This is a genomic window from Pseudomonas sp. RC4D1 (assembly GCF_018390395.1).
GTDB lineage: Bacteria > Pseudomonadota > Gammaproteobacteria > Pseudomonadales > Pseudomonadaceae > Aquipseudomonas > Aquipseudomonas danubii.
The window spans coordinates 3,004,037-3,030,504 of record NZ_JAHBAW010000001.1; the positions used below are offsets into that span (position 1 = coordinate 3,004,037).

The following is a 26,468-nucleotide window of genomic DNA, read 5'->3' on the forward strand; positions in this document are numbered from 1 at the left end:
TCATTAAGGTGGCTGCAAAAACCCGCAGGGAGCCTGATATGAGCCTGTTAGAAGAAGACCAACCCACCGACCTGGAACAGATGGTCGGCCTCAGCCGCCGGGGTTTCATCGGTGCCGGTGCCCTGTGCGGCGCCGCCCTGTTTCTCGGTGGCGGACTGCTCGGCCGCAGCGCCCTGGCCACCAGTGTCAGCGCCGGCAACAGCCAGCTGCTGGGTTTTGCCGGCATTGCGGCCGCCACCAGCGACAACATCACCCTGCCGGCGGGCTACAAATCCTCGGTACTGATCAGTTGGGGCCAGCCGCTGACCAAGAACGGGCCGGCCTTCGACCCCAGCGGCAATGGCACCGCCCAGGCCCAGGAAGTGCAGTTTGGCGACAACAACGACGGCATGAGCCTGTTCGCCTTCCCGGACGACAAGCACCGGGCGCTGATGGCGATCAACAACGAATACACCAACTACCGCTACCTCTATTCCCACGGCGGCCAGCCGCAATCGGCCGAGGACGTGCGCAAGGCCCAGGCCAGCGAAGGGGTGTCGGTCATCGAAGTGCAGCGCAAGAACGGCCAGTGGCAGTTCGTCCAGGGTTCACGCTACAACCGGCGCATCCACGGCAACACGCCAATCCGCCTCAGCGGCCCTGCCGCCGGTCACGACCTGCTCAAGACCGCTGCCGACCCCAAGGGCAGGAAAGTCCTCGGCACCTTCCAGAACTGCGCCAACGGCAAGACCCCCTGGGGCACCTACCTGACCTGCGAAGAGAACTTCACCGACTGCTTCGGCAGCAGCAACCCCGAGCAGAAGTTCGACGCCGCGCAGAAACGCTACGGCGCGGTGGTGACCAGCAAGGACATCAACTGGCACCCCCACGACCCGCGTTTCGACCTGGCCAAGAACCCCAACGAGCTCAACCGTCACGGCTGGGTGGTGGAAATCGATCCCTTCGACCCGCAATCGACCCCGGTCAAACGCACCGCCCTGGGCCGCTTCAAGCATGAAAACGCGGCCCTGGCGCAAACACGTGACGGCCGCGCCGTGGTCTACATGGGCGACGACGAGCGCGGGGAATTCATCTACAAGTTCATCAGCCGCGACAAGATCAACCACCGCAACCCCAAGGCCAACCGCGACCTGCTGGACCACGGCACCTTGTACGTGGCGCGCTTCGATGCCGGCGACGGCAACCCGGACCGTCCCAAGGGCCAGGGCCAGTGGATCGAGTTGACTCACGGCAAGAACGGCATCGACGCCAGCAGCGGCTTCGCCGACCAGGCCCAGGTACTGATCCAGGCGCGCCTGGCGGCCAGCGTGGTCCAGGCCACGCGCATGGACCGCCCGGAATGGATTGTGGTCAGCCCCAAGGACGGCCAGGTCTATTGCACCCTGACCAACAACGCCAAGCGTGGCGAAGACGGCCAGCCAGCAGGTGGCCCCAACCCGCGGGAGAAGAATGTCTACGGACAGATCCTGCGCTGGCGCACCGGCGGCGACGATCATGGCGCGATGAGTTTTTCCTGGGACCTGTTCGTGGTAGCCGGCAACCCCGCTGTGCATGCCGGCCAGCCCAAGGGCGGCTCCTCCAACATCACCCCAGAGAACATGTTCAACAGCCCCGACGGCCTGGGTTTCGACCAGGCCGGACGCCTGTGGATCCTTACCGACGGCGACTACAGCAACAGCGGCGATTTTGCCGGCATGGGCAATAACCAGATGCTCTGCGCCGACCCGGACAGCGGTGAAATCCGCCGTTTCATGGTCGGACCGGTGGGCTGCGAAGTCACCGGGATCGCCTTCGCCCCTGACCAGAAGACCCTGTTCGTCGGCATCCAGCACCCGGGAGAAACCGGTGGTTCGACCTTCCCCGAGCACCTGCCCAACGGCAAGCCGCGCTCCTCGGTGATGGCTATCACCCGGGAAGACGGCGGCATCATCGGCGCCTGAACCCGCCCCGCGCCAAACCGGCTCCTACGTCCGTAGAAGCCGGCTCGCCGGCCAATCTGGCGCCCAGCCGAACCACCAGCAAACCCTCCCCCGCTGGCTCCCCGTCTGCGTTACCATGCTTGGCCGGACGCGGCAGCCTGCTGCGCGCAGGAGTAAGCATGTCGCACCCGTTTGAAACACTGACCCCCGACCTGGTTCTGGACGCCGTTGAAAGCATCGGTTTTCTCAGCGACGCCCGCGTGCTGGCGCTCAACAGCTACGAAAATCGCGTCTATCAAGTCGGCATCGACGAAGGCGAACCGCTGATCGCCAAGTTCTACCGCCCCCAGCGCTGGACCAACGAAGCGATCCTGGAAGAACACCGCTTCACCTTCGAACTCGCCGAGTGCGATGTGCCGGTGGTCGCACCGATCATCCACGACGGTGCCAGCCTGTTCGAGCATGCGGGCTTTCGCTTCGCCCTGTTTCCCCGGCGTGGCGGGCGCGCGCCCGAACCGGGCAATCTGGATCAACTCTATCGCCTCGGGCAATTGCTCGGTCGCCTGCACGCCGTGGGCGCCACCCGCCCCTTCGAGCACCGCGAAGCCCTGGGCGTGAAGAACTTTGGTCATGACTCACTGGCGACCCTGCTGCAAGGCAACTTCATTCCCAAGAGCCTGCTGCCGGCCTACGAGTCCGTGGCCCGGGACCTGCTCAAGCGGGTGGAGGAGGTCTACCAGGCCACCCCGCACCAGAACATCCGCATGCACGGCGATTGCCACCCCGGCAACATGATGTGCCGCGACGAGATGTTCCATATCGTCGACCTGGACGACTGCCGCATGGGCCCGGCGGTGCAGGACCTGTGGATGATGCTGGCCGGCGATCGCCAGGAGTGCCTCAGCCAGCTCTCCGAACTGATGGACGGCTACAGCGAGTTCCATGATTTCGACCCCCGGGAACTGGCCCTGATCGAGCCGCTGCGAGCCCTGCGCCTGATGCACTACAGCGCCTGGCTGGCACGACGCTGGGACGATCCGGCCTTTCCCCACAGCTTCCCCTGGTTCGGCAGCGAACGTTACTGGGGGGATCAGGTCCTGGCCCTGCGCGAACAGCTGGCGGCCCTCAACGAAGAACCTCTCAAACTGTTCTGACCCTGCCTGCAGGAGCTGGCTTGCCAGCGAAGAGGCCCATGAGGTCGTCTTCGCCGGCAAGCCGGCTCCTACAAGAATCCGCCTCGATACAACGCCAACCGGAGGAGCTGGCTCGCCAGCGAAGAGGCCCGTAAGTTCGCCATTGCCCACCAGCCCTCCCCCACAGAACGGGTGGCGCAAAAGTCAGGACATGTCCTGACAATTGTCCTTACAATCCCGTCTTCGTTAGCTGCCTAAGCAAGGACTCTGCATGCAAGCCGCCAACCCGCGTCGCGGGTACATCCTGGGCCTGACCGCCTACATCATCTGGGGTCTGTTTCCAATCTACTTCAAAGCCATCGCCAGCGTTCCGGCCGTGGAAATCATCGTCCACCGGGTACTCTGGTCGGCGCTGTTCGGCGCTGTGTTGCTGATGGTGTGGAAACATCCCGGCTGGTGGCGCGAGCTGCGGGAAAACCCCAGGCGCCTGGCCATCTTGGCCCTGAGCGGCACCCTGATCGCCGGCAACTGGCTGACCTATGTCTGGGCCGTGAACAATGGGCGCATGCTTGAGGCCAGCCTGGGCTACTACATCAATCCCCTGATCAATGTGCTGCTGGGCATGCTGATTCTTGGCGAACGCCTGCGGCGCATGCAGTGGCTGGCGGTGATCCTGGCGGCGGTGGGCGTGGCCCAGCAAGTGTGGCAAGTAGGCAGTTTGCCCTGGGTCTCACTGATACTGGCACTGAGCTTCGGCTTCTATGGCCTGATCCGTAAACAGGCCCCGGTCAAGGCCTTGCCCGGGCTGGTGGTGGAAACCTGGATGCTGGTGCCCATCGCCATGGCCTGGCTGCTCCTGCACCCCGAAGCCAGCAGTGCCCATGCCGACTTCTGGACCAGCTCCGAAGCCTGGTGGCTGGTAGCCGCCGGCCCGGTCACGCTGATCCCGCTGGTGTGCTTCAACGCCGCGGCTCGGCACTTGCCCTACACCACCCTGGGCTTCCTTCAGTACCTGGCGCCAACCCTGGTGCTGCTGCAAGCGGTGCTGCTGTTTGGCGAACACCTGTCCTCCAGCACCTTGCTGGCGTTCATGTTCATCTGGGCCGGCCTGGGGGTGTACAGCGTCGATGCCTGGCTCAGCCTGCGCGGCCGCCGCTGATCAATAAACGCACAACGCCCTGCAGGCCAGTCCATTCGTGGCCTGCAGCGATTCTTCCCAAGGTTATCCACAACCTGATCCCCGCCGTTTGTGCACAAGCCCTTGAAACTGCTGGTTTTTTGATCAGAGCGCGCTAAGCCGCGGCGGTACTGGGCTGGCGACGGGTCTCTACAGGTTATCCACAGGCGCATGCACGGATTACTGGGATAACCTGCGGGACGGTGTTCAGACCTCGCTGCGCAGCACCAACTCCACCATCAGATCGTCGGCCAGGGTTTCCAGGCGCGACTGCAATACCTCCAGGGACAACGTCAGGGGCACCGCCAGAATCGCCTCGGCATGAAACAACGGCTCGCTGCTCATGGGCGCTGGGCGCACCTCGGTCACCAGCCGTTCAAGGTTGACCCCCTGCTCCGCCAGCAAGCGGGTGATATCCCGGACGATTCCCGGACGATCATTGCCCACCAGCTCCATGGCGATGGGTTTCCAGGTGCAGGACTGCTCGATGCCGCTTTCGGCGATCAATACCCGGATGCCCTGGGCGGAGAGCCCCTGCAAGGCATCCACCAGCTCATCGTAGGCCTCGGCCGGGACCCCGACCCGCAAGATGCCGGCAAACTGCCCCGCCATGCGCGACAGACGGCTTTCCAGCCAGTTGCCGCCGTGCTCGGCGATGCACTGGGCAATACGCTCGACCTGTCCGGCCTTGTCCGGGGCGAAAACCGTGAGAACGAGATGGTCCATGGCGCAGCCCTCTTTGCTTGATGAAAGAGCAATTATAGGCAGCCTCATTCCCCGCGCCTTCCAGCCCATATCGCAGCAGCTTGTGTAGGCGCTGGCTTGCCAGCGAAAGTGCCCGCAAGGCCGACGCAACCCCCGAAGGCCCATTCGCCGGCAATCCGGCTCCTACGAGGGCGCGCAGGGCAAAACATAAATCGTGTACAACTTTTTGTATTTATATGGAACAATCCACCAGCTTTTTTGAGAACATCACGTTCCCCAGCGTGACCGCACTGCATTCTTAAGTCGCGGAACGACGTATTTAGTCTAATTTTCACAAGCGCAATTCATCATGTAGTATGCCGCAGCGCGCACTACATAACGTTGGAACGATGTCTGCCAAGGCCTGATCGCAACCCTCGCAACCGCCCATCAGCAAGGCTCTGCCGTTGATTGGAAGCACCCAGCCGCCAGCAATGGCATGTACTGGTGAACAGGGTTGTGCTTTAAATGGCCGCCGGCTTCATTGTTAATTTGAAGAGCTGAAAAGCGAAATAGCTGAGCAGAGTGAGGCAAGCAATGACTGAACACGTTCAAGTCGGTGGCCTGCAGGTCGCCAGAGTCCTGTTCGACTTCGTGAACAACGAAGCCATTCCCGGTACCGGCCTCACCGCCGACGCATTCTGGGCCGGTGCCGACAAGGTCATCCACGACCTGGCGCCGAAGAACAAAGCCCTACTCGCCAAACGCGATGATTTCCAGGCACGGATCGATGCCTGGCACCAGTCCCGTGCCGGCCAGGCACACGATGCCGTGGCCTACAAAGCCTTCCTGCAAGACATCGGCTACCTGCTGCCAGAAGCGGCTGACTTCCAGGCCAGCACCCAGAACGTCGATGAAGAAATCGCCCACATGGCCGGCCCGCAGCTGGTAGTGCCGGTGATGAACGCGCGCTTCGCCCTCAACGCTTCCAACGCCCGCTGGGGTTCGCTATACGACGCCCTGTACGGCACCGACGCCATCAGCGAAGCCGATGGCGCGGAAAAAGGCAAAGGCTACAACAAGGTTCGCGGCGACAAGGTCATCGCCTTCGCCCGCGCCTTCCTCGATGAATCGGCGCCACTGACCGCCGGCTCCCACGTGGACTCCGTGAGCTACAAGATCGTCGGCGGCAAGCTGGTGGTGGGTCTCAAGGGCGGCAGCAACAGCGGCCTGCGCAACGATGCCCAACTGATCGGCTACCAGGGCGATGCCGCAGCCCCCACCGCGATCCTGCTCAAGCACAACGGCCTGCACTTCGAGATCCAGATCGATGCCAGCAGCCCGGTCGGCCAGACCGACGCCGCCGGGGTCAAGGACCTGCTGATGGAAGCGGCCCTGACCACCATCATGGACTGCGAAGACTCGGTTGCCGCGGTTGATGCCGACGACAAGGTGGTGATCTACCGCAACTGGCTCGGCCTGATGAAGGGCGACCTGGCGGAAGAGGTTTCCAAGGGCGGCAAGTCCTTTACCCGCACCATGAATGCCGACCGCGAGTACACCGGCGTCAACGGTGAGCCGGTGAAGCTGCACGGCCGTTCGCTGCTGTTCGTGCGTAACGTCGGCCACCTGATGACCATCGACGCGATCCTCGACAAGCATGGCAACGAAGTGCCGGAAGGCATCCTCGACGGCCTGGTCACCAGCCTCGCGGCGATCCACAACCTCAACGGCAACACCTCGCGCAAGAACAGCCGTACCGGCTCGGTGTACATCGTCAAGCCGAAGATGCACGGCCCTGAAGAAGCCGCGTTCACCAACGAACTGTTCGGCCGCATCGAAGACGTACTGAACCTGCCGCGCAACACCCTGAAAGTCGGGATCATGGACGAGGAGCGCCGCACCACGGTCAACCTCAAGGCCTGCATCAAGGCGGCCAGCGAGCGCGTGGTGTTCATCAACACCGGCTTCCTCGACCGCACCGGCGACGAGATCCACACCTCCATGGAAGCCGGCGCCATGGTGCGCAAGGCCGACATGAAGGCCGAGAAATGGATCGGCGCCTACGAGAACTGGAACGTCGATATCGGCCTGTCCACCGGCCTGCAAGGCCGTGCGCAGATCGGCAAGGGCATGTGGGCCATGCCGGACCTGATGGCCGCCATGCTCGAACAGAAAATCGCCCACCCGCTGGCCGGTGCCAACACCGCCTGGGTGCCGTCGCCGACCGCCGCCGCCCTGCACGTACTGCACTACCACAAGGTCGACGTGTTCGCCCGTCAGGCCGAACTGGCCAAGCGCACCCGCGCTTCGGTGGACGACATCCTGACCATCCCTCTGGCCAGCGACACCAACTGGTCGGCCGAGCAGATCAAGAACGAACTGGACAACAACGCCCAGGGCATTCTCGGTTACGTGGTGCGCTGGATCGACCAGGGCGTGGGTTGCTCGAAAGTGCCGGACATCAACGACGTTGGCCTGATGGAAGACCGCGCCACCCTGCGCATCTCCAGCCAGCACATCGCCAACTGGCTGCGCCACGGTGTGGTCACCCAGGCGCAGGTGCTGGAAAGCCTCAAGCGCATGGCCCCGGTTGTCGACCGGCAGAACGCCAGTGACCCGCTGTACCGCCCGCTGGCCCCGGACTTCGATAGCAACATCGCCTTCCAGGCCGCCCTGGATCTGGTGATCGAGGGCACCAAGCAGCCTAACGGCTACACCGAGCCGGTCTTGCACCGTCGTCGTCGCGAGTTCAAGGCCAAGAACGGCCTGTAAGCACGCCTGGCAACAGACAAAAAGCCCCGGTCCGCCGGGGCTTTTTAGTGTGTCGCCCTGGCTCGGCGCTTGCGGCTCAGTGAATGACACCCAGTTCGTGTTTGACCAGGGCCAGCAACTTGCCGGTGTCGATGGGTTTGAGCAGGAAGTCCACCACGCTCAAGTGCATGGCAGCGATGGCGTCGCGCACATCGGCGTCACCGGAAATGATGATGATCGGCAGCGCCGCCCGTTCCGATTCCCGCACCTGGCGAATCAGGTCAAGACCACTGCAGGGCGCCATGCGCAGATCGGTGATCAGCAGGCCGATGGACTTGTTCGATTCGAGTAATTCAAGAGCGGCCTTGCCGCTGGCAGCCGTGATGCAACGGATACCATCCAGGCCAAGAATTTCCGCCAGCAGTTCCCGTGCATCCTTGTCGTCATCGGCGATCAACACCCGCTGGGCCGGCAGATCCGGCTCCAGCATGACTGCACTCAGCGCCTCGCGCTCGGCGTCACTCAAAATATCGTGGTCGGGCATACATTTCTCTACATGAACAGATCAATCCCCTAGCACATTGGTCAGACATCGCTAAGCAGACCTCCAATGTGCACTTCGTCGGAAAAATTGCCAAGAGCCTTGATCAGAGCTTTTTTGCATTGATTAAACGCCGCTCAAAGCCAAATGTCCGGGCTCCGGCCGCTACCTAGACTTACGTCCAATGGGCACCTCGCGCTGGGAGTCCGACCATTGCCGTGATCCGACCACAACAAATCCAAAAAGACTGCGGTAATCGTTATGAGTAAAGCGGACGCCTTCACCCAGGCAGGGAAGACCGCGGTGTTGCAGAACATCCAGGGGACCGTGCAGTTCCTGCAGCGGTTCCCGCCCTTCAACCAGATGGAAAACCTCCACCTGGCCTATCTGGTAGAACAATGCCAGCTGCGTTTCTACGGGCCCGGCGAGAGCATCATCAAGCCCGCCGACGGCCCGGTTGAGCACTTCTATATCGTCAAGCAGGGGCGTGTGGTGGGCGAACGCACCCACGCCGCCAAGGGCAGCACCGAAACCACCTTCGAGATCACCACCGGCGAATGTTTTCCCCTGGCTGCACTGCTGGGCGAACGCGCCACCCGCACCGAACACCGGGCCGCCGAAGACACCTTCTGCCTGCAATTGAACAAGAGCGCCTTCATCAAACTATTCGCCTTGTCCGACGAGTTCCGCGATTTCGCCTTGCGCGGGGTCAGCAGCCTGCTGGATCAGGTCAATCAGCAGGTCAAGCAAAAGGCCGTGGAAACCCTTGGCACCCAATACTCGCTGAACACCCGCCTGGGCGAACTGGCCATGCGTCATCCGGTCGCCTGCGCCCCACAGATGCCGCTGCGTGAGGCCGTGGCGCTGATGCACGAGCAACAGGTGGGCAGCATCGTGGTGGTGGACGAGCACAAGGCGCCCCTGGGGATCTTCACCCTGAGGGACCTGCGCCAGGTCGTCGCCGACCGCACCCAGGACCTCAACCAGCCCATCGAACAGCACATGACCCAGGCCCCTTTCTTCCTCAGCCCGGACCACAGTGCCTTCGACGCCGCCATCGCCATGACCGAGCGCCATATCGCCCACGTCTGCCTGGTGAAAGACCAGCGCCTGTGCGGCGTGGTCTCCGAGCGCGACCTGTTTTCCCTGCAACGGGTCGATCTGGTGCACCTGGCGCGAACCATCCGCAATGCTCCCCGGGTGGAACACCTGGTGGCGCTGCGAGGCGAGATCGGCCAACTGGTGGAGCGCATGCTGGCCCACGGTGCGTCGTCGACCCAGATCACCCACATCATCACCCTGCTCAACGATCACACCGTATGCCGGGTGATCGAGTTGACCCTGGCAGACAAGGGCGACCCCGGCGTGCCCTTCAGCTGGCTGTGCTTCGGCAGCGAAGGCCGGCGCGAACAGACCCTGCACACCGACCAGGACAACGGCATCCTGTTCGAGGCCCGGGACGCGGCCCACGCCGCCGAGATCCGCGGCAAGCTGCTGCCCATCGCCCAGCAGATCAACCAGAGCCTGGCGCTGTGCGGCTTTACCCTGTGCAAGGGCAACATCATGGCCGGCAACCCCGAGCTGTGCCTGTCCCGAGCCGAATGGGCCCGACGCTTTGCCGCCTTCATCCGCGAGGCGACGCCGGAAAACCTGCTGGGTTCGAGCATCTACTTCGACCTGCGGGTGGTCTGGGGCGATGAACAAGGCGCCGAGCAACTGCGCCGGGGAATCCTCGACCAAGTCGGCGACAACCGCCTGTTCCAGCGCATGCTGGCGGAAAACGCCCTGCGCCAGCGCCCGCCCGTGGGACGCTTCCGCGAATTCGTCCTGGCCAAAAAGAACGGTGAAAAAGCCACCCTCGACCTCAAGGTCCAGGGCCTCACCCCCTTCGTCGATGGCGCCCGGCTGCTGGCCCTGGCCAATGGCATCGGTGCGATCAACACCCTGGAGCGTCTGCGCCAGCTGGTGTCCAAGCAGGTCATCGAGCCCCTGGACGGCGCCGCTTATGAAGAGGCCTACCACTTCATCCAGCAGACCCGCATGCAGCAACATCAACGCCAGACCCGGGAGAACCAGCCCTATTCCAATCGGGTCGACCCCGACAGCCTCAATCACCTGGACCGACGCATCCTGCGCGAGTCCCTGCGCCAGGCCCAGCGCCTGCAAAGCAGCCTGGCCCTGCGCTACCAGTTATGAGCTATCCGTCATGAGCCTGTTTGCCTGGTTCCGTCCCGCCGTCAGCGTCCTGACGGCCCAACAGCAACAACGTCGCGACCGCCTGCCCGCATTCACCGAGCTGGGTGAGTGCAGCCTGCGAGAGCAACGCTGGGTGGTGGTGGACTTGGAAACCACCGGCCTCAACCTCAACCGCGATCAGGTGCTGTCCATCGGCGCGGTGGTGATCGAGGACGGCGCCATCGACTTCAGCCAGCAGTTCGAACGCACCCTGCAGCGCGAAGGCCACAAGCTCAGCCCCAGCGTGCTGATCCATGGCCTGGGGCCCAGCGCCATCGCCGCCGGCTGCGATCCGGTGGAGGCCCTGCTGGACTTCATGGAGTTCGTCGGTGACAGCCCGCTCCTGGCGTTTCATGCCCCCTTCGACCAGCACATGCTCGGTCGGGCACTCAAGGACAGCCTGGGCTATCGCCTGCAGCACAGTTTCCTCGACGTGGCGGACATGGCACCCATGCTCTGTCCCCAGGCCGCTTTCCGTGAGGCCGGCCTGGATGACTGGATCAACGTGTTCAAGCTGCAAGTGGCCGAGCGTCACCACGCAGCAGCCGACGCCCTGGCCACGGCAGAGCTGGCACTGATCCTGTTCAACCGTGCCCGCCAGCAGCAGATTGACAGCCCGCTGAACCTGCAACAGCGCCTCAGCCAATGGAAACGCCGCCAGCAGGCGCACTCGTTCTGATCCGCGGCAATTGACCGTGGCGAGGGCGCAGTCTGCCTCGCCACATCAGAAAAAGGCGTGCAACCCTCGGGAAAGAGCAGCCGACCAGCGCCAATTGCGCCTGTGTTTCGCCTCTGCCACAATCGCGAATAGTTCTCGTTATTTTAAACTTCTCGATCGGTGAGCCCCGTTGTCGTCAGTCCAAAGCCCCCACAATGAGCTGGTTGGTGCGTTGTATCGCGACCATCGCCGTTGGCTATTGGCCTGGCTGCGGCGCAACGTTGCCTGCGCTCAACGGGCCGAGGACCTGAGCCAGGACACCTTCGTGCGCCTGCTGGGCCGCGACGAACTCAAGGCTCCACGGGAACCCAGGGCCTTTCTGGTGGCCATCGCCAAAGGCCTGCTGTTCGACTACTTCCGCCGCGCCGCCCTGGAACAGGCCTACCTCAGCGAACTGATGCTGATCCCCGAAGGCGAACAACCGTCGCCGGAAGAGCAGCAGATGATCCTCGAAGACCTCAAGGCCATCGACCGCCTGTTGGGCAAACTCTCCAGCAAGGCGCGCATGGCCTTCCTCTATAACCGCCTCGACGGCCTGAGCCACGCCGAGATCGCCGAGCGTCTTGGAGTCTCGGTGCCACGGGTGCGTCAGTACCTGGCCCAGGGCATCCGCCAGTGCTACATCGCCCTGTACGGGGAGCCGGTATGACCCCCATCAGCTCCAAGCCGGTGTCCGCCCGGGTGCTGGATGCCGCCATTGCCTGGCAACTGTCCCTGGACGGCGGCGCCAGTGCCGTGGAGCGCGAAGAGTTCGCCAAATGGCATGCCGCCCATGAAGAACACGCCCGCGCCTGGCGCCAGTTGGGCATGCTCGACCAGCGCTTTAGCGTGGCGGCCGGCCCGGCGCGCAATGCCTTGGTGCAATCTCGCGAAGGCCTGCGCCGGCGCGTGCGCAAACTGGGACGCGGAGTCGCCAGCGTGGTGCTGGTGGCGGGGCTGGCGCTGTTTGCCGGCGAGCGCTACCTGCCGGTGGACTACTGGCTGGCCGACCAGCGCACCGCCACCGGTGAGCAGCGCACCCTGCGCCTGACAGACGGCACGGTGATCAACCTCAATACCCACAGTGCGCTGGATGTGCACTTCGATGAGAAGCAGCGCCGGATCGTTCTCCAGGAAGGCGAGATCCTCATCGAGACCGGGCACAACGACAGTCGCCCCTTCATCGTCGAAACCCGCGACGGCCGGATGCGCGCCCTGGGTACGCGCTTCCTGGTCAAGCGTGAAGACCAGGGCACCCGCCTCGGCGTGCTGCAATCGGCGGTGGCGGCGCGAGCGCAAGCCGGCCAGGACGAACACGTCTTCAAGGAAGGCCAGCAAGTGCTGATGCGCCGCGACGGTCTCGGGCCGCTTCAGGCGCTGAACCTGGGCGCCGATGCCTGGACCCGAGGCATGTTGGTGGTGGACAACGCCCGCCTCGGTGACCTGATCGATGAGCTGGGCCGTTATCGCCGCGGTCACCTGGGCGTGGCCCCGGAAGTGGCCGACCTGCGGATCACCGGCAGCTTCCCGTTGCAGGACACCGACCTGGCCCTCAATGCCCTGCTGCCGACCCTGCCCGTGAAGATCGAGCGGCACACCGACTGGTGGGTGACCGTGGTGGCCAAGGCTGACGCCAAACACTGAGAACGGTGTCGTGGCCTTCGCCAGCAAGCTGGCTCCTACACCGATCCCGTAGGAGCTGGCTTGCCAGCGAATGAACCTCAATCAATCTAAATCTAAATTATTTTCAATCTGCCCTATCACTTTTCCAATCTCGTCCGGCACCTAGGCAATTGCGAAACATTTCCATTCAGGAGCCGCCGTATGTACCGCCCGCTAGACACTCTGTTGCGCCCCAGTCTCTTGGCCGTTGCCATCGCGCTCAGCGCCCCCCTGACCAGCCCAGCGCTGATGGCCGCCGAACAGGCCAGCAGCGTGCGCGCCTACAACCTGCCAGCAGCGCCCCTGGCCAGCACCCTGAACCAGATTGCCAGTCAGGCTGGCCTGGCCCTGAGCCTGAATCCGTCCCTGGCGGCGGGCAAGACCTCGGCTCCAGTCAATGGCCAGTTCGACGCCCCGGGCGCCTTGCGCGAAGCCCTGCGCGGCACCGGCTTGCAACTGGAGCACAGCAGCGCCGGCACCTACAGCCTGGTGGCGGCACCGGAAGGCGTGGTGACCTTGCCGGAAACCAATATCACTGGCCAGGGCAGTTATGAAACGGCCTGGGGGCCGGTCGAGGGTTACATGGCCAAACGTACGGCCGTCGGCACCAAGACCGATACCGAGCTGCGCGAAGTGCCCCGCTCCATCTCAGTGGCTACCCGTGAGCAGATGAGCGACCGGGCGGTGCAGAACCTCGACGATGCCGTGCGCTACATGCCCGGTGTCACCGCCAGTAGCTATGGCAGCGACAGCCGTGCCGAATGGCTGAAGGTGCGAGGCTTCGAACCCACCCAGTTTCTCGATGGCCTGCCCTTGCCCAAAGGCACCTACGCCATGCCCAAGCTGGAAACCTGGGACCTGGAGCGCGTAGCCCTGCTTCGCGGCCCGGCGTCTTCGGTCTATGGCCAGACACCACCCGGGGGCTTGCTGGACATGGTCAGCCGCCGTCCGGAGGACAGCAGCAGCCACGAAGTGCAACTGCAGATCGGCAGCTACCAGCGCAAGCAGATCAGCTTCGACAGCACCGGCCCCATCGATGACGAAGGGCGCTTCCTGTATCGCGTCAGCGGCGTGGTCCGCGACAGCAACACTGCTATCGAGCACAACCAGGACAAGCGCTACAACCTGGCCCCCAGCCTGACCTGGAATATCGACGAAGACACCAAGCTGACCTTCCTCAGCCAGTTCAACCGCGACGATACCGGCATCACCAGCCAGTTCCTGCCGTTGCAGGGCACCAAGCTGGCGAGCCCGGCCGGCGAGATCAAGTACCACAAGAACCTCGGCGACCCGAGCTGGGAATACTACGACAAGACTTACTACGCACTGGGTTATGCCTTTGAGCATCGCCTGGATGACGTCTGGCAGTTCCGCCAGAACCTGCGGTACACCAAGAGCGACCTGTCGTTCCAGGGCATCACCGCCGGCGGCAGCTACTGGCCCAACAAGCCCGACCAGGCAGTGAGTGCCGACGGCACCGTGCGCCGTGGCGCCAACATCGTCAACGAGGACATCAGCCAGTTCGCCGTGGACAACAACTTCCAGGCCGACTTCAACACCGGCGAGCTCAAGCACACCCTGTTGCTGGGCCTGGATCACCAGCGCGTCAACACCAACTACAAGTGGCTCTACGGTGAAGCGCCTACCAGCAACATCATCAACCCGATCTACGGACAGGACTTCAGCAAAGTCGCCTACTTTGCCTACAACGACTACAACCAGAAGCGCCAGGGCACCGGGCTCTACGTCCAGGACCAGATGGCCCTGGACAACTGGCGCCTGACCCTGGGCGGGCGCCAGGACTGGCTGCACACCGACTCCAGGTTCTACAACATCGCCAACAAGCCCCATGACGAGCGGGACGATCACGCCTTCACCGGCAACGCAGCCCTCAGCTACGTCTTCGACTCCGGCTTTACCCCCTACATTTCCTACGCCGAATCCTTCCAGGCCGAGCCCGGCGGCAACGCCAAAGGCCAGGCCTTCGAACCCAGCACCGGCAAGCAGTACGAACTGGGCCTCAAGTACCAGCCTCCGGGCAGCGACATGCTGTTCACTGCCGCGGTATACGACCTGACCCGGCAGAACATCGTCCTCACCGACAGCCTGGGCGTCAGCCGTCCACTGGGTGAGGCCAAGGTCCGCGGCTTCGAGCTGGAAGCGGTGGGCAACGTCAATGAGAACCTCAAGCTGACGGCCGCCTATACCTACGCCAACAGCAAGATGACCAAGGTCGGCGACCCTCAGGACAAGAACCGGCCGCTGCCATTGACCCCGGAAAACCAGGCCTCGATCTGGGCCGACTACACCTGGCACAACGGGCTGCTGGACGGTTTCGGCGTAGGCTTCGGAGCCCGCTACATCGGCGAGACCAACAACGTTCCGGCAGGCAACCTGGCCTATGTGGCCCGCAAATCCGACGGTGATACCGCGGCCTATACCGTCTATGACGCAGCGGTGCATTACGACCTCGGCCGCCTGGACAACTCGCTCAAGGGTGCCAGCGTGGCACTCAACGCCAACAACGTATTTGACAAGGAATACATGTCGACCTGCGACGGCACCTACTGCTACTACGGCGACCGTCGCAATGTCATGGCCAGCGTGAATTACAAATTCTAAGAAGGGAAATCCCTCACCCAAGGGCCGCCTGAACCGCGGCCCTTTTGCCTGTTGGAGCCTTGATGAAAAGCAAGACAATCCGCCGCTGGTCCTTTATCCACACCTGGACCAGCCTGATCTGCACGGTGTTCCTGCTGATGCTGGCGCTCACCGGCCTGCCGCTGATCTTCCATCACGAGATCGACCACCTGCTGGGGGATTCCCCCGAGCTGCGGGAGATGCCCGCCGACACCCCGCACCTGGACCTGCAACAGCTGGTCAAGGCCGCCGAAGCTCACCGCCCGGGGGAAGTCATGCAGTACTTCGGCTGGGACGAGGACGAGCCCAACGGTGTGATGGCGATCATGGCCAAGACCGCCGGCACCGAGCCCAATTCCTCCCACACCTTCATGCTCGACGCCCGCACCGGCGAAGCCGTGGCCATGCCTTCGGCCAACGGCGGGCTGATGATGGTCATGCTGCGCCTGCATGTGGATATGTTCGCCGGGCTGCCGGGCAAACTGCTGCTGGCCTTCATGGGCCTGCTATTTGTACTGGCGATCATCTCCGGCACGGTGCTGTACCTGCCGTTCATGCGCCGCTTGAAATTCGCCAGCGTGCGTCAGGACAAGTCCAGCCGCCTGCGCTGGCTCGACCTGCACAACCTGGTTGGCGTGGTCACCCTGACCTGGGCCCTGGTGGTGGGGGTGACCGGGGTCATCAGCGCCTGCGCCGACCTGATCATCGCCGCCTGGCGCAACGACAGCCTCAGCGCCATGGTCGCGCCCTACCGCGACGCCCCGCCCCTGACCGCGCTGGCTCCCGCCAGCCGCCTGCTGGACATCGCCCGGGAAGCCGCCCCAGGCATGCAGCCGGACTTCATCGCCTTCCCCGGCACGCGCTTCTCCAGCGAGCACCACTACGCGGTGTTCCTCAAGGGCAGCAGCCACCTGACTTCGCACCTGCTGACCCCGGTGCTGATCGACGCCAGCACCCTGCAGGTCACCGCCGTGGGCACGCGCCCCTGGTACATGGATGCCATGGGCATGTCCCAGCCGCTGCACTTCGGTGACTACGGCGGCATGCCGATGAAGGTGCTGTGGGCAACCCTGGATGGGCTGACCATCATTGTCCTGGGCAGTGGCCTGTACCTGTGGACAGTCCGGCGGCGTGCTGCGAAGTCGGTTGCGCAGGTGCGCCCATGAAGCCCCGGCAATCGAACTTCTGGAAAGTCTTCAGGGCGCCGCTGGCCCTGGCCCTGCTCAGCGCCGGCGGCCTGTTCGCGGCGCTGCTGGGGGATGGGATCTGGGACAGCCTGAGCTGGCTCGGCCTGGGCCTGCCGGCGCTGATCGCCCTGCGGGGCTTGTTCAGGCGCGGGCGAGCGGCTTGACGGCAGCCGAGGGGAAACCGCGCCACAGATACACCGACAGCCCCAGGCTGATCAGCAGCACCGGAATGAACACGCGGTTTTCCAGCAGCGCCTCAGCCGCGACCAGTACGCAAAACAGCGCCAGCCCCAGCAGTGGCACATAGCTCGCCGCCAGGCTCCAGCGCCAGGGCCGGGTCACCGGCTCTGGGCCACGCAGGCCCAGCAGCCCACACCCCAGGGCCGGCAGGGCCAGGGCCGGCAGCGCCCAGTACCAGGCCATGTAGGCAAACGCCATGATCAGCTCGGGCTCACCCTCGCCCTTGCGGCGGAACTCGTACTGCAGGGCCAGGTACACCGCCAGCCCACCCAACAGGGTCAGGGCCAGACTGTACAGCCCGTGCAAAAGATAGGACCTGCGCATTCATCGCTCCTTGTCTGTCCCTTGTGCCGCCCCTGTGGCCAGTGCCACAGGCTGCGCTAAGATCCTCGGGCCGCGAGCCTGTGCTCCGTTCCCAACCGCGAGGAATATTCATGTCTACCCCAAGCATGACGCTGTTCCACAACCGGGCATCACCTTACGTACGCAAAATCATGGTGCTGCTGCACGAAACCGGGCAGCTCGACCGTGTGGCCCTGCAAGCCTGCCAACTGACCCCGGTAAACCCGGACAACGCGCTGAACCAGGACAACCCCCTGGGCAAGATTCCTGCCCTGCGCCTGGCCAACGGCCAGGTGCTCTACGACAGCCGGGTGATCCTCGAGTACCTGGACCAGCAACATGTCGGCAACCCACTGATTCCCCAGGAGGGTTCGGCCCGCTGGCGGCGCCTGACCCTGGCGGCCCTGGCCGACGGGATCCTGGAGGCGGCCGTGCTGGTGCGTTACGAGCTGACCCTGCGGCCACCGGAACACCACTGGGCGCCGTGGCTCGAAGGCCAGCGCGACAAGATCCGACGGGCCCTGGCAGTGCTTGAGACCGAGGCGCTGGCCGAGCTGGCCAGCCACTTCGACGTGGCCGCCATCAGTGTCGCCTGTGCCCTGGCTTACCTGGACTTCCGCCATCCAGACCTGGAGTGGCGCCAGCAACAGCCCGGGCTCGCGGCCTGGTACTTCGAGGTCAGTCAGCGACCGTCGATGCTCGAGACCCGACCGCCGGCCTAATCGGTCAGGCGCTCGGCCCTGTTCGCCGGCAAGCCGGCTCCTGTAGCACGGGGAGCAGCTTGCTGGCGCACCCGCCACCACGCCTCCGGTGGAAACAACTGGCCAATCCGCTGCGTCAGGCGCTCGCGCTGACGCTGGTCCTCACGCAAGCCCAGTGACTTACTCATGGATGGCCTCCAGGTCGAACTGCAGGGGGGCCGGATCCTTGCGCTGGCCCAGGCCATACCAGTCCAGCTTGCGGGTCAGCACCATGAACACGCCCAGCAGGCCGAACAGCAACAGCGAGCCCATCAGCAGCGCATAGTCCTCGGCGCTGAGCAGGCCATACAGCAAGCCGTACAAGGCCGCCAGCGAGAGCGCGAACACTGCGCCGTTACGCCAGCTGTGCAGCACATGGCTGACATAGAAACCGATCAAGCCGACACAGGCCGCAGCCGACACGCCGTAGGCCAGTTCGAAACCCAGGTGCTCCGACAGCGACAGCAGCAACAGGTAGAAGAACGCCAGTGCCACGCCCACCAGGCCGTACTGGATCGGGTGCACCGACAGGCTCTTGAGCACCTCGAAGAGAAAGAAGCCGGCAAAGGTCAGGCCGATGAACAGCAGCGCGTATTTGATCGCCCGGTCGCTCTTCAGGTACTGGTCCACCGGGTCGATGAAGCTCACGCCAAAGCTGCGGCTGTTGAAGTCCTGGCATTGGCTGCTGTAGGCGCAGCGCTCCATGGCCTGTTCCAGGTTGGTGGAGAAGAACGAGGTCTGCCAGAGCGCCGAAAAGCCCTGCTCGGTGACTTCACGCTGCACCGGCAGGTAGTTGCCGACAAAGCTCGGATGGGGCCAGTTGGCCGTCAGCAGCACCTTGCTGGTCTTGCCCACCGGCAGCACCTGCAACTGGCCGGTGCCCTGCAGGCGCAGGTCGAAGGCGAAGTCCAGGCGGGTGCTCTTCTTCAGATCCAGGGGCGGCAGCAGCACGTGCACGCCTTCGTCCAGCCAACTGACAAAAGTGCCCGGGGCAAAGTCCAGGGTCTGGCCATTGAGCTGCAGTTGCAGGGCGTTTTCGATGCCGCGGATATCGCTGATGCCCACCGCCAGGAACGGCTGGTCGAACTGGTAATCAGCAAAGTCTTCCTTGATGCCGTACTGCTCGGGCACGACGAAATGGCCGCTGAGGTGGTTGTCGGCGTGGAACAGCCGCGCCTCGTAGATCCCCCGGGCACGCAGCTCGGTCTGGGCCTTGCTGTCCAGCTCGAAATGCTCGGGCAGGAAAAACAGCCGCCCCTGTTGCTCGCTGGTTTCCTGGTAGCGCTTCTTGGTCTTGTCGTCGGTTTTCCAGGTGCGCACGGTCTTGCGGTAGTCCACCACCATCACCGGGCCGCTGATCTGCTGCTGGGTGCTGGAGCTGCGGGCGATATCCTCGAGCACGCCGTCGCGCAGGCTCTGGCGCTCGCTGATCAGGCCGCTGATCATCAGCAGCGGTATCAGCAACAGCAGGATCAACAGGCCAATGGCCCCGAGTTTGAAGGTCAGGTTACGGTTCATGAGGCTCTCCCAGTTGGAATGGGAGAGAGTCTGGAACGCGGCCATGGGGGTTTTATGGGGGCAATGTGGAGACTCTGTGGAGAATCCCCGCTCAGGGCAGACGCAAGGTCACCTGCACCCCGCCCGGGACGTTTGCAATGTGCATCTGGCCGCCATGCAGCTGCACCACTTCCTCGACGAAATTCAGCCCCAGGCCCGTGCTCTTGCGCCCGCTGTCCGGGCGCGGCAGCGAGTAGAAACGCTCGCACAGGCGCGGCAGGGCATAGTCCGGAATCGGCTCGCCCTGGTTGAACAGCACCAGCTCCACGCCCTCCTCCACAGGTTGCGCGCTGCAACGCAGCAGGCCGCCTGCGGGGCTGAAGTCCAGGGCGTTGGTCAGCAGGTTGCCCAGGGCCTGGCGCAGCAGGAACGGCTCGCCGGACCAGGCCAGGTCCGCCGGCACCCGCAGTTGCACCTGCAGTTGCTTGCCTTCGATACGCCCGTGCTGGCTGTTCAGCAGCTCCTTGCACAACGGTGCCAGGGGCACCTTCACCCGCTCTTCCAGGCCCTGGCGCTGCTCCACTTGCGCCAGGTTCAGCAGACGCTCGATCAACTGCTGCATGCGCGCGCTTTCACTGTCGATATTGCCGACGAAACGCTGGCGCTGCTCCAGGGGCATCTCGCTCTGCAGCAACTCCGCCGCCCCACGAATCGCCGCCAGGGGGCTCTTGAGTTCGTGGGTCAGGGTGTGCACATAGCGCTCGACATAGGCCTTGCCTTCGAGCTGGGTGCGCATGTGTTCCACCGCCGTCGCCAGTTGCTCCAGCTCGCCGCCGCGATAGTGCGGCAGCTCGGCGCGGCGCCCTTCACTGACCGCCAGGGCGTAGGCGGTCATGCGTCGCAACGCCGCGCTCAGCCACCAGGACAGCAAGGCGCCAAACAACAGGCCCATGGCGATCAGCCCGGCGCCATACCACAGCAGGCGGCGTTCGGTACGGTCGACATAGGGCTGCAGGGAACTGTTGGGCTTGGCCACGGTGACCACACCGATGATCTGGCCGTTGTCGCGGATCGGCGCGCCCACGTGCATCACCGAGGAGTTGGGATCGTCGGCCAGCGAGCGCGACGAACGCGCGCCATATTGGCCGCGCAGGGTCAGGTACACGTCGTTCCAGCGCGAATAATCCTGGCCCACCGCCAGGCCGCTGGAGTCCAGGACCACGATGCCCTTGGCATCGGTGACGTAGATACGGTGGTTGACCTGATTCTTCGGCAGGCCCCAGATGGTCGCCGCCGGTTGCCGCTCGCCATAGGCCCGCAGCAGCTGCGGCCAGCGGTTCTCGCTGAGGGTGCCGGCCTTGAAATCGTCCCGCAGGATCTCCGCCAGCAGGTTGGCGGTGTCCACCAGGGTTTCCTCGGTGGACTGGCGCACGCCGGGGCGGATCTCCTTCATCACCGTGCTCAGCACGAAATAGCCGGTCAGGCTGATGAACAGCAAATAGACCAGGAAGATGCGGATGCCCAAGGTCATCAGGCTTGGCTCGGGCTGTAGCTGTAGCCCAGGCCGCGATGGGTCTGGATCGGCTCGGCCTCGGCCGCCACCAGGCGCAGCTTGGCCCGCAGGCTTTTGATGTGGCTGTCGATATTGCGCTCGTAGCCCACATCCGCCACCACCCCCAGGGCGTCCAGCAACTGCTCGCGGCTGAACACCCGCTCGGGCTGTTCCAGCAGGCATTGCAGCAGGCGGAATTCATGCCGGGTCAGGCTCAGGGGCTGGGCCCGGTAGCTGATCTGCACCCGCTCCGGGTCGATGACAAACAGCGCCGGGGCCGCCTCGGGCGCCGCTCGCGGAGCCATGCGCTTGAGGATCGCCTTGACCCGCGCCGCCACTTCCCGGGGGCTGAAGGGCTTGACCACATAATCGTCGGCGCCGATCTCCAGCCCCACCACCCGATCGATCTCACCGTCCCGGGCGCTGAGGAACATCACCGGCACCTCGCTGAAGCGCCGCAGCTGCTTGCAGGTTTCAAAGCCGCTGATATCCGGCAGGCCGATATCGAGGATGATCAGGTCCGCCGGGGTTGCCTGCTGATAGTCCAGGGCCGCACGCCCCAGGCTCAGCCAGGTGGTGGTGAAACCTTCGCCTTGCAGGGCAAAGATCAGGGTGTCGGCAATCGCCGCTTCGTCTTCGACAATCAGGATATGAGGCATGGCATCCAAGCGCGCAAATTCAGTGGGCGAACGGTGCCGGATGCCCGGTATCCCGTCAATCAGCAGTCGGGCTTGTCGGCGGTATAGCGCCGCGCCGGGTTCACCGCCGCGCCGAACTCCCGCAGCGCCTTGGCACCGATCAGCAGCGGATAGTTGAAGCTGCTGCGGTCGGTGAGGTTGACCTCCACCGTGCGCTTGACGTTGCCCAGGCACATCTCCAGCTCCACCACCGGGCGCTTGGCCGACTGCGGTTCTTCAGCCTCATCGCCCTCCTCGGAGCGGCTCTTGATCTTGCTGATGCGCGCCACCTTGTGTTCATAGACCTTGCCGCCAGCCTCCTTGGTGGCCAGGCGGAAGCGCACCCAGTCCTCGCCGTCACGGGTAAAGGTCTGGATATCCTTGGCCGACAGCGAAGCGGTCAGGGCCCCGGTGTCCATCTTGGCCTGCAGGGTTTCGCCGATTTCCGGCAGGCGGATGTATTCGTAACGGCCATACAACGTCGGCTCGGCGGCCATCACCGGCAGCGCCAACAGAGAAACAAGAGCAAGGACAGATTTCACGACAGTGGATTCCTTGAAGAGAGGGGCAGCGGGATTTTAGACCGCGGCCAACGAATTGGTTCTACCGCTGCCCCGCAGGAGCCGGCTTGCCGGCGAAGAGGCCCGGCCTGCACAACACCCTACCCACTCCCAAGTGAAACATTCGTCAGCACACTTGAATTTGGCCTGCCCACCGAAGCTGCTTATCATGGCGCGTCCAAAAGATTGTAAAGAGTGCCTTATGCGCCGCCTGCTCACCGGCTGTTTCGTCACCTTGCTCCTGCTGCTCAACACCCTGGTGCTGTTCGGCCCGCTGATGGTGTTTGCGCTGCTCAAGCTAATCCTGCCGGGACGCCTGCGGGACTACGCGTCCGCCGCGGTGATGTGGATCGCCGAGACCTGGGCCGAAATCGACAAGCTGATCTTCGCCCTGTGCATCCCTACCCGCTGGGACATTCGCGGCGGCGACGGCCTGCGGGTCGACACCTCCTACCTGGTGGTGAGCAACCACCAGTCCTGGGTCGACATCCCGGCGCTGATCCAGACCCTCAACCGGCGCACGCCGTTCTTCAAGTTCTTCCTCAAGAAGGAACTGATCTGGGTGCCGTTCCTCGGTCTGGCCTGGTGGGCCCTGGACTACCCCTTCATGAAGCGCTACAGCAAGGCGTTCCTGGCCAAGCACCCGGAGCTGCAAGGCAAGGACCTGGAGATCACCAAGGCAGCCTGCGAGCTGTTCAAGCGCCAGCCAGTGACCGTGGTCAACTACCTGGAGGGCACCCGTTTCACCGAGGCCAAGCGCCAGCAACAGAACTCACCCTTCCAGCACCTGCTCAAGCCCAAGGCCGGTGGCGTGGCCTTCGTTCTCGCAGCCCTGGGCGAACAGCTGGACGCGGTGCTGGACGTGACCGTGGTCTATCCCCAAGAACGCATTCCCGGCTTCTGGGACCTGATCTGCGGCAGCGTGCCCAAGGTGATCATCGACATCCGCACCCGCGAGCTGGACCCGGCGCTGTGGCACGGCGATTACGAAAACGACCCGGTGTTCCGCCAGCAAGTGCAGGACTGGGTCAACCAGCTGTGGACCGACAAGGACCAGCGCATCAGCGAACTGCTGAGCGAACGCCGCTGATCAATCGCTGATCACGTGGGGCAGGAAGCGGCTGCTGTCCTTGGTGATCGGCGAGTTGTCCTCGCGAATGCCAATCCCCGCCGGCTGATCGCCGATCACCCAACTGCCAATCACCGTGTGATTGCCGGCAAACACCGGCAGCGGATGAAACCGCTGGCGGATGCACGGCCCGCCGTAGGGCCCGGCCTCGATCAGGCGTTCACCGCCCTCGGTGCAGATTTCCACATTGGCGCCCTCTCGGGAAAAGAACGGCTTGCGCACCCAGCCCGGGCCCAGGCTCGCGGATGGGTCGTCGTCGATAAACGCCGGCAACAGGTTCGGATGCCCCGCATGCCGCTCCCAGAGCAGGGCCAGGGCGCCCTTGTTGGACAGGATCGCCTTCCACGGCGGCTCGACAAACTGCGTGCGGCTACCGGCAAGCGCCGGGCCGTAGGCTTCGTTGAACAGCTGTTCCCAGGGATAGAGCTTGAACAGGCTGTCGATGGGCGTGCCCAGCAGGTCGACGAAACGCCCGCCGGCATTCAGGCCGATGTCCTCGATATCGATCAGTCGCGTACCCAGGCCAGCCTGACGGGCGATGTCGCGCAGGTATTCGACGGTGCCGCGATCCTCCAGCGAGTCCCGCACCGAGGCAAAGTGCATCGGCGACTTGAAGCCGCCCTGGACAAAGGCTTGCAGCAGCTTGTCTTCGATGCTGTTGAACTGGTCGCAGCCGGCCGGCAACTGCCCGCGCTGCATCTGCTGTTCGAGCCAGACGTACTGGAAGAAGCTCGCCTCATACAGCGAAGTCGGCGTGTCGTAGTTGGTCTCCAGCAACTTGGCCGGGCCCGTGCCGTCGTAGCACAGGTCCATGCGTCCGTAGAGATGGGGATCGCCCTGCTTCCACGACTGGCGGATCAACTCATGAAAGGCCGCAGGGATCGCCAGGCGCTCCAGCAAGGCTTCGCTGTCCACCACCTCGGCCACCAAGGCCATGCACAGCTCGTGCAGTTCCCGGGTCGGGTCTTCCAGGTCGTCCTCGATCTGCCGCAGGCTGAAGCGGTAGTAGGCCGACTCATCCCAGTAAGGCTCGCCGTCGAAGGTGTGGAAGGCAAAACCCAACTGCTCCGCCGTGGCCTGCCAATCCGCACGCGGGGTGCTGGGGATGCGTTTCAAGAACCGAAGCTCCAACTGCTGCGGCTGGAGGAACCGAAGCCACCACGGCTGACCACTTCATGGGCACCGGCCAGGGAATTGCCGGCGCTGGTGAAGTGGTCCGGGCTGGAAATGCCGAAACGCCCGCCACTGGCACCGGAGAAGGTCTTGCCGGCCGCCACCTGCTGGCTGAGGGTGCTCAGTTGCGAGCCGCCCCGACCGTCGCGCTCCTTGTACAGCGTCTCGCTGAAATAGCGCGGCTCGGGCGTGGAGTCCAGGCCGATCCAGCGCCAGAAGCTGGAGCCCGAACGGGCGCTGGAGCCACCACCACCACCACCACCACCACCACCCGAACTGCTGGAGCTGGCCTGCTCGGGTTGCTCGTCTTCGGGCTGAACCGGCACCGTGCGCTGGGTGGTCAGGGCGAGGCCCTTGGCAATCGGCACGTAGGCGCGGTTGTCTCTGGAAACCATGCAGTTGCCAGCGAAGAAGTCGTCTTCACAGCGTTGCAGGTCGAGATAACGCGGCGCTATCAGCTCTCCACGCTCGCGGGCATCATCGAAAGCGGCCTGGCAGATCGCGGACGGAACCTGTGCCAGTACGCAGTCGCGGACACTGCTGAAATGCTGGGTCTGGCGCACTTCGCGGGTAGCCTGAGGCTGGCCGTCACACGCAACCAGGGCGAACGGCACACTGCCCAGCAGCACCAGGCGCACGCTTTTACTGCGTTTCATGCCGGCGCCCTCAGACCGATGGCGTCATGCAGGCCGCATTCAGCAGGCCGACACCGACAGACACCGAAGCCACCAGGATCGCTGCGGAATGTTCCTGGTTGGCGATGCGCTGGGACAGGCCCTTGAGGGTCAGGCTGACCACCAGGAACGTGAGCAATTGCACCACCGCGGCGATGCCGGCCCAGAGCAGGAAGTCGATGATCGAAATGGAATGGGAAATCGCGCTGGCCACCGGAATGGCAAAGCCCAGCAAGGCGCCGGAAAGAGCGATGGAAGCGGCACTGTTGCCCTGGCGGATCAGGGCGAATTCGTTATAGGGGGTCAGGCGCGTGTAGATGAACGCGTAGAGGGCAAACACCAGGGCAGCGCCCAGCATGTAGAGCATGAAACCGAGCACCGCATCGGCGGGCAAAGACATCTTCAGTGCATCCATGAACATCGCGTTCAAGCTTCCTTGGAAAACGGGGCGCGAGATATAGCACAGGCCCGATTCGGCGAAAACTCCAGGAAAGGTAAAGACGACTGTTTCAACCCTCAAGGCAAGCCCCGACGCACTCGGCGCCGGGGCCACAGGAGGTTACTTGGGCACGCCCCAGATGCCGCTCAGGCTTTGCAGCAGGGAACCGCCAACGCCCTGCTGGCCCAGGTACTGCAGGATCAGCGGGGCAAACTGGCCGATCATGCCGCTGTCCATGCCCAGGGCGCCAAAGGCGTTGTTCAAGTCATTGGTGTCCTTGACGTTGCCCAGGGCGCTGTCCAGGCCGGCGCTCTTGCCGGAAGACTGGCCGAGCAGCCCGCCCAAGGCTCCCAGGCTGCCCAGGGCGTTGCTGCCCGACAGTTGGTCCAGGCCCGGCACGCTTTGGCTCAGTTGCGAGTAGTCCGAACTGCTTAGTTGATTTTTCGCCAGGCCGAGCATGGCGCCAGTGCCGCCGATGGCTTGCTCAGGGGTGACATTGAGTTGCGCCAGCGTGCCCAGCAGGCCGGCGGTCTGGGAAGTCGGCGCGGCGGCGGCAGCCTTGTCGCCGCCTTGCATGCCGGCAACGGCGTTGGCCGCATCGTTCAGGCTGAAACCGCCGGCCAGAGCCGAACCGGCTGCCAGGGTCATCAGGGTAGCCAGGGCGAAACCGCGTGGAATATTCATCGAAACAACCTCATGGGGCGAGAAACCACCCGGATTCGGGCGGCGGGAAAGCAGTGTTTTGACTGAGCCCGACAGTGAATGTTCCGACGCCCGCCCTGCCGTCCGGCGGCTGCATCCAGGCCCGTTGCTGCT

Annotated in this window: 25 protein-coding genes; 13 read left to right on the forward strand and 12 right to left on the reverse strand. The window is 64.0% G+C overall.

Annotated elements, in window-relative coordinates; translation table 11 throughout:
• The first annotated feature begins 38 nt into the window (after nucleotides 1–38).
• The 3 genes from KHO49_RS13950 to rarD all read left to right on the forward strand — a co-directional run bounded on the left by KHO49_RS13950 (nucleotide 39) and on the right by rarD (nucleotide 4,211).
• Nucleotides 39–1,940: a PhoX family protein gene (locus KHO49_RS13950; protein ID WP_170002873.1), complete on the forward strand. Its 1,902-nt coding sequence runs from the start codon at nucleotides 39–41 to the stop codon at nucleotides 1,938–1,940.
• 158 nt (nucleotides 1,941–2,098) lie between these two features.
• A complete protein-coding gene (locus KHO49_RS13955) occupies nucleotides 2,099–3,073 on the forward strand; it encodes a serine/threonine protein kinase (RefSeq protein WP_102861960.1) in 975 nt (324 codons plus the stop codon).
• 250 nt (nucleotides 3,074–3,323) lie between these two features.
• On the forward strand, nucleotides 3,324–4,211 hold the full coding sequence (gene rarD / locus KHO49_RS13960; protein ID WP_213665172.1) for an EamA family transporter RarD: 888 nt from the start codon (nucleotides 3,324–3,326) through the stop codon (nucleotides 4,209–4,211).
• A 225-nt stretch (nucleotides 4,212–4,436) separates the two neighbouring features.
• On the opposite strand, the gene KHO49_RS13965 is transcribed toward rarD, so the two are convergent.
• Nucleotides 4,437–4,955 carry a glycine cleavage system transcriptional repressor gene (locus KHO49_RS13965; RefSeq protein ID WP_016964741.1) on the reverse strand — a complete coding sequence of 173 codons (519 nt, stop codon included), beginning with the start codon at nucleotides 4,953–4,955 and terminating at the stop codon, nucleotides 4,437–4,439.
• A gap of 555 nt (nucleotides 4,956–5,510) precedes the next feature.
• Between KHO49_RS13965 and KHO49_RS13970 the strand changes: the two genes are divergently transcribed.
• Nucleotides 5,511–7,688 (forward strand): malate synthase G, encoded by a 2,178-nt coding sequence (locus tag KHO49_RS13970; RefSeq protein ID WP_213665173.1) that lies wholly within the window; start codon nucleotides 5,511–5,513, stop codon nucleotides 7,686–7,688.
• Between the two features lie 76 nt (nucleotides 7,689–7,764).
• Here KHO49_RS13970 and KHO49_RS13975 read toward each other — a convergent pair whose 3' ends face one another.
• Nucleotides 7,765–8,211, reverse strand: a complete 447-nt coding sequence (locus KHO49_RS13975) for a response regulator (protein ID WP_102861963.1) — start codon at nucleotides 8,209–8,211, stop codon at nucleotides 7,765–7,767.
• A 258-nt stretch (nucleotides 8,212–8,469) separates the two neighbouring features.
• On the opposite strand from KHO49_RS13975, the gene KHO49_RS13980 reads away from it, so the two are divergent.
• The 7 genes from KHO49_RS13980 (at nucleotide 8,470) to KHO49_RS14010 (ending at nucleotide 16,793) form a co-directional block, all read left to right on the forward strand.
• Nucleotides 8,470–10,404, forward strand: coding sequence for a putative nucleotidyltransferase substrate binding domain-containing protein (locus KHO49_RS13980; protein ID WP_249735516.1), 1,935 nt, complete (start codon nucleotides 8,470–8,472; stop codon nucleotides 10,402–10,404).
• 10 nt (nucleotides 10,405–10,414) lie between these two features.
• Complete coding sequence (locus tag KHO49_RS13985; protein WP_102861965.1) at nucleotides 10,415–11,122, forward strand: 3'-5' exonuclease; 708 nt, start codon at nucleotides 10,415–10,417, stop codon at nucleotides 11,120–11,122.
• A gap of 169 nt (nucleotides 11,123–11,291) precedes the next feature.
• A complete protein-coding gene (locus KHO49_RS13990; protein WP_102861966.1) occupies nucleotides 11,292–11,810 on the forward strand; it encodes an RNA polymerase sigma factor in 519 nt (172 codons plus the stop codon).
• Nucleotides 11,807–12,784 carry a FecR domain-containing protein gene (locus tag KHO49_RS13995; protein WP_213665174.1) on the forward strand — a complete coding sequence of 326 codons (978 nt, stop codon included), beginning with the start codon at nucleotides 11,807–11,809 and terminating at the stop codon, nucleotides 12,782–12,784. Before KHO49_RS13990 ends, KHO49_RS13995 begins: the two co-directional genes overlap by 4 nt.
• Before the next feature lie 180 nt (nucleotides 12,785–12,964).
• A complete protein-coding gene (locus tag KHO49_RS14000; RefSeq protein ID WP_102881070.1) occupies nucleotides 12,965–15,424 on the forward strand; it encodes a TonB-dependent siderophore receptor in 2,460 nt (819 codons plus the stop codon).
• Between the two features lie 62 nt (nucleotides 15,425–15,486).
• Nucleotides 15,487–16,608: a PepSY-associated TM helix domain-containing protein gene (locus KHO49_RS14005; RefSeq protein ID WP_213665175.1), complete on the forward strand. Its 1,122-nt coding sequence runs from the start codon at nucleotides 15,487–15,489 to the stop codon at nucleotides 16,606–16,608.
• Nucleotides 16,605–16,793: a hypothetical protein gene (locus KHO49_RS14010; RefSeq protein WP_110594445.1), complete on the forward strand. Its 189-nt coding sequence runs from the start codon at nucleotides 16,605–16,607 to the stop codon at nucleotides 16,791–16,793. The genes KHO49_RS14005 and KHO49_RS14010 overlap by 4 nt, the downstream gene beginning before the upstream one ends.
• Here the strand turns inward: KHO49_RS14010 and KHO49_RS14015 are convergent.
• Nucleotides 16,771–17,193 carry a hypothetical protein gene (locus tag KHO49_RS14015; protein ID WP_110594443.1) on the reverse strand — a complete coding sequence of 141 codons (423 nt, stop codon included), beginning with the start codon at nucleotides 17,191–17,193 and terminating at the stop codon, nucleotides 16,771–16,773. The two genes, KHO49_RS14010 and KHO49_RS14015, sit on opposite strands and share 23 nt — an antisense overlap.
• Nucleotides 17,194–17,303: 110 nt before the next feature.
• On the opposite strand from KHO49_RS14015, the gene KHO49_RS14020 reads away from it, so the two are divergent.
• The gene (locus KHO49_RS14020; protein WP_102881073.1) at nucleotides 17,304–17,933 is read left to right on the forward strand and encodes a glutathione S-transferase; all 630 of its coding nucleotides are present in this window, start codon (nucleotides 17,304–17,306) and stop codon (nucleotides 17,931–17,933) included.
• On the opposite strand, the gene KHO49_RS14025 is transcribed toward KHO49_RS14020, so the two are convergent.
• The 5 genes from KHO49_RS14025 to rloA2 all read right to left on the reverse strand — a co-directional run bounded on the left by KHO49_RS14025 (nucleotide 17,930) and on the right by rloA2 (nucleotide 22,219).
• A complete protein-coding gene (locus KHO49_RS14025) occupies nucleotides 17,930–18,100 on the reverse strand; it encodes a hypothetical protein (protein ID WP_170002889.1) in 171 nt (56 codons plus the stop codon). The two genes, KHO49_RS14020 and KHO49_RS14025, sit on opposite strands and share 4 nt — an antisense overlap.
• Nucleotides 18,093–19,469 carry a cell envelope integrity protein CreD gene (creD, locus tag KHO49_RS14030; protein ID WP_170002891.1) on the reverse strand — a complete coding sequence of 459 codons (1,377 nt, stop codon included), beginning with the start codon at nucleotides 19,467–19,469 and terminating at the stop codon, nucleotides 18,093–18,095. Before creD ends, KHO49_RS14025 begins: the two co-directional genes overlap by 8 nt.
• A 91-nt stretch (nucleotides 19,470–19,560) precedes the next feature.
• A complete protein-coding gene (gene creC / locus KHO49_RS14035) occupies nucleotides 19,561–20,979 on the reverse strand; it encodes a two-component system sensor histidine kinase CreC (protein WP_213665177.1) in 1,419 nt (472 codons plus the stop codon).
• The gene (gene creB, locus KHO49_RS14040) at nucleotides 20,979–21,659 is read right to left on the reverse strand and encodes a two-component system response regulator CreB (RefSeq protein WP_047306407.1); all 681 of its coding nucleotides are present in this window, start codon (nucleotides 21,657–21,659) and stop codon (nucleotides 20,979–20,981) included. Before creB ends, creC begins: the two co-directional genes overlap by 1 nt.
• Nucleotides 21,660–21,718: 59 nt before the next feature.
• The gene (rloA2, locus tag KHO49_RS14045; protein WP_102881075.1) at nucleotides 21,719–22,219 is read right to left on the reverse strand and encodes a retropepsin-like aspartic peptidase RloA2; all 501 of its coding nucleotides are present in this window, start codon (nucleotides 22,217–22,219) and stop codon (nucleotides 21,719–21,721) included.
• A gap of 220 nt (nucleotides 22,220–22,439) precedes the next feature.
• Between rloA2 and yihG the strand changes: the two genes are divergently transcribed.
• The gene (yihG, locus tag KHO49_RS14050) at nucleotides 22,440–23,327 is read left to right on the forward strand and encodes a 1-acylglycerol-3-phosphate O-acyltransferase, YihG family (protein WP_213665178.1); all 888 of its coding nucleotides are present in this window, start codon (nucleotides 22,440–22,442) and stop codon (nucleotides 23,325–23,327) included.
• Here the strand turns inward: yihG and KHO49_RS14055 are convergent, their stop codons facing one another.
• From KHO49_RS14055 to KHO49_RS14070, 4 genes are all read right to left on the reverse strand, one after another.
• A complete protein-coding gene (locus tag KHO49_RS14055) occupies nucleotides 23,328–24,482 on the reverse strand; it encodes a glutathionylspermidine synthase family protein (protein ID WP_213665179.1) in 1,155 nt (384 codons plus the stop codon). It abuts the gene before it with no gap.
• Nucleotides 24,479–25,195, reverse strand: coding sequence for a DUF1190 domain-containing protein (locus KHO49_RS14060; protein ID WP_213665180.1), 717 nt, complete (start codon nucleotides 25,193–25,195; stop codon nucleotides 24,479–24,481). The genes KHO49_RS14055 and KHO49_RS14060 overlap by 4 nt, the downstream gene beginning before the upstream one ends.
• 10 nt (nucleotides 25,196–25,205) lie before the next feature.
• Nucleotides 25,206–25,634, reverse strand: a complete 429-nt coding sequence (locus tag KHO49_RS14065; protein WP_102881078.1) for a DUF350 domain-containing protein — start codon at nucleotides 25,632–25,634, stop codon at nucleotides 25,206–25,208.
• Nucleotides 25,635–25,772: 138 nt separating this feature from the next.
• Nucleotides 25,773–26,336 (reverse strand): DUF2780 domain-containing protein, encoded by a 564-nt coding sequence (locus KHO49_RS14070; RefSeq protein ID WP_213665181.1) that lies wholly within the window; start codon nucleotides 26,334–26,336, stop codon nucleotides 25,773–25,775.
• Between the last annotated feature and the right edge of the window lie 132 nt (nucleotides 26,337–26,468).

Bases quoted from the DNA above. Each gene is read 5' to 3' on its own strand.
- rarD (WP_213665172.1), top strand. From the start codon at position 3,324: ATGCAAGCCGCCAACCCGCGTCGCGGGTACATCCTGGGCCTGACCGCC.
- KHO49_RS13955 (WP_102861960.1), top strand. From the start codon at position 2,099: ATGTCGCACCCGTTTGAAACACTGACCCCCGACCTGGTTCTGGACGCC.
- KHO49_RS14010 (WP_110594445.1), top strand. From the start codon at position 16,605: ATGAAGCCCCGGCAATCGAACTTCTGGAAAGTCTTCAGGGCGCCGCTG.
- KHO49_RS13975 (WP_102861963.1), bottom strand. From the start codon at position 8,211: ATGCCCGACCACGATATTTTGAGTGACGCCGAGCGCGAGGCGCTGAGT.
- creC (WP_213665177.1), bottom strand. From the start codon at position 20,979: ATGACCTTGGGCATCCGCATCTTCCTGGTCTATTTGCTGTTCATCAGC.
- creB (WP_047306407.1), bottom strand. From the start codon at position 21,659: ATGCCTCATATCCTGATTGTCGAAGACGAAGCGGCGATTGCCGACACC.
- KHO49_RS14000 (WP_102881070.1), top strand. From the start codon at position 12,965: ATGTACCGCCCGCTAGACACTCTGTTGCGCCCCAGTCTCTTGGCCGTT.
- KHO49_RS14065 (WP_102881078.1), bottom strand. From the start codon at position 25,634: ATGTTCATGGATGCACTGAAGATGTCTTTGCCCGCCGATGCGGTGCTC.
- KHO49_RS13985 (WP_102861965.1), top strand. From the start codon at position 10,415: ATGAGCCTGTTTGCCTGGTTCCGTCCCGCCGTCAGCGTCCTGACGGCC.
- KHO49_RS14020 (WP_102881073.1), top strand. From the start codon at position 17,304: ATGTCTACCCCAAGCATGACGCTGTTCCACAACCGGGCATCACCTTAC.
- KHO49_RS13965 (WP_016964741.1), bottom strand. From the start codon at position 4,955: ATGGACCATCTCGTTCTCACGGTTTTCGCCCCGGACAAGGCCGGACAG.
- KHO49_RS13950 (WP_170002873.1), top strand. From the start codon at position 39: ATGAGCCTGTTAGAAGAAGACCAACCCACCGACCTGGAACAGATGGTC.
- creD (WP_170002891.1), bottom strand. From the start codon at position 19,469: ATGAACCGTAACCTGACCTTCAAACTCGGGGCCATTGGCCTGTTGATC.
- KHO49_RS14060 (WP_213665180.1), bottom strand. From the start codon at position 25,195: ATGAAACGCAGTAAAAGCGTGCGCCTGGTGCTGCTGGGCAGTGTGCCG.
- KHO49_RS14025 (WP_170002889.1), bottom strand. From the start codon at position 18,100: ATGAGTAAGTCACTGGGCTTGCGTGAGGACCAGCGTCAGCGCGAGCGC.
- KHO49_RS14005 (WP_213665175.1), top strand. From the start codon at position 15,487: ATGAAAAGCAAGACAATCCGCCGCTGGTCCTTTATCCACACCTGGACC.
- KHO49_RS13980 (WP_249735516.1), top strand. From the start codon at position 8,470: ATGAGTAAAGCGGACGCCTTCACCCAGGCAGGGAAGACCGCGGTGTTG.
- KHO49_RS14070 (WP_213665181.1), bottom strand. From the start codon at position 26,336: ATGAATATTCCACGCGGTTTCGCCCTGGCTACCCTGATGACCCTGGCA.
- yihG (WP_213665178.1), top strand. From the start codon at position 22,440: ATGCGCCGCCTGCTCACCGGCTGTTTCGTCACCTTGCTCCTGCTGCTC.
- KHO49_RS14015 (WP_110594443.1), bottom strand. From the start codon at position 17,193: ATGCGCAGGTCCTATCTTTTGCACGGGCTGTACAGTCTGGCCCTGACC.
- KHO49_RS13970 (WP_213665173.1), top strand. From the start codon at position 5,511: ATGACTGAACACGTTCAAGTCGGTGGCCTGCAGGTCGCCAGAGTCCTG.
- KHO49_RS13995 (WP_213665174.1), top strand. From the start codon at position 11,807: ATGACCCCCATCAGCTCCAAGCCGGTGTCCGCCCGGGTGCTGGATGCC.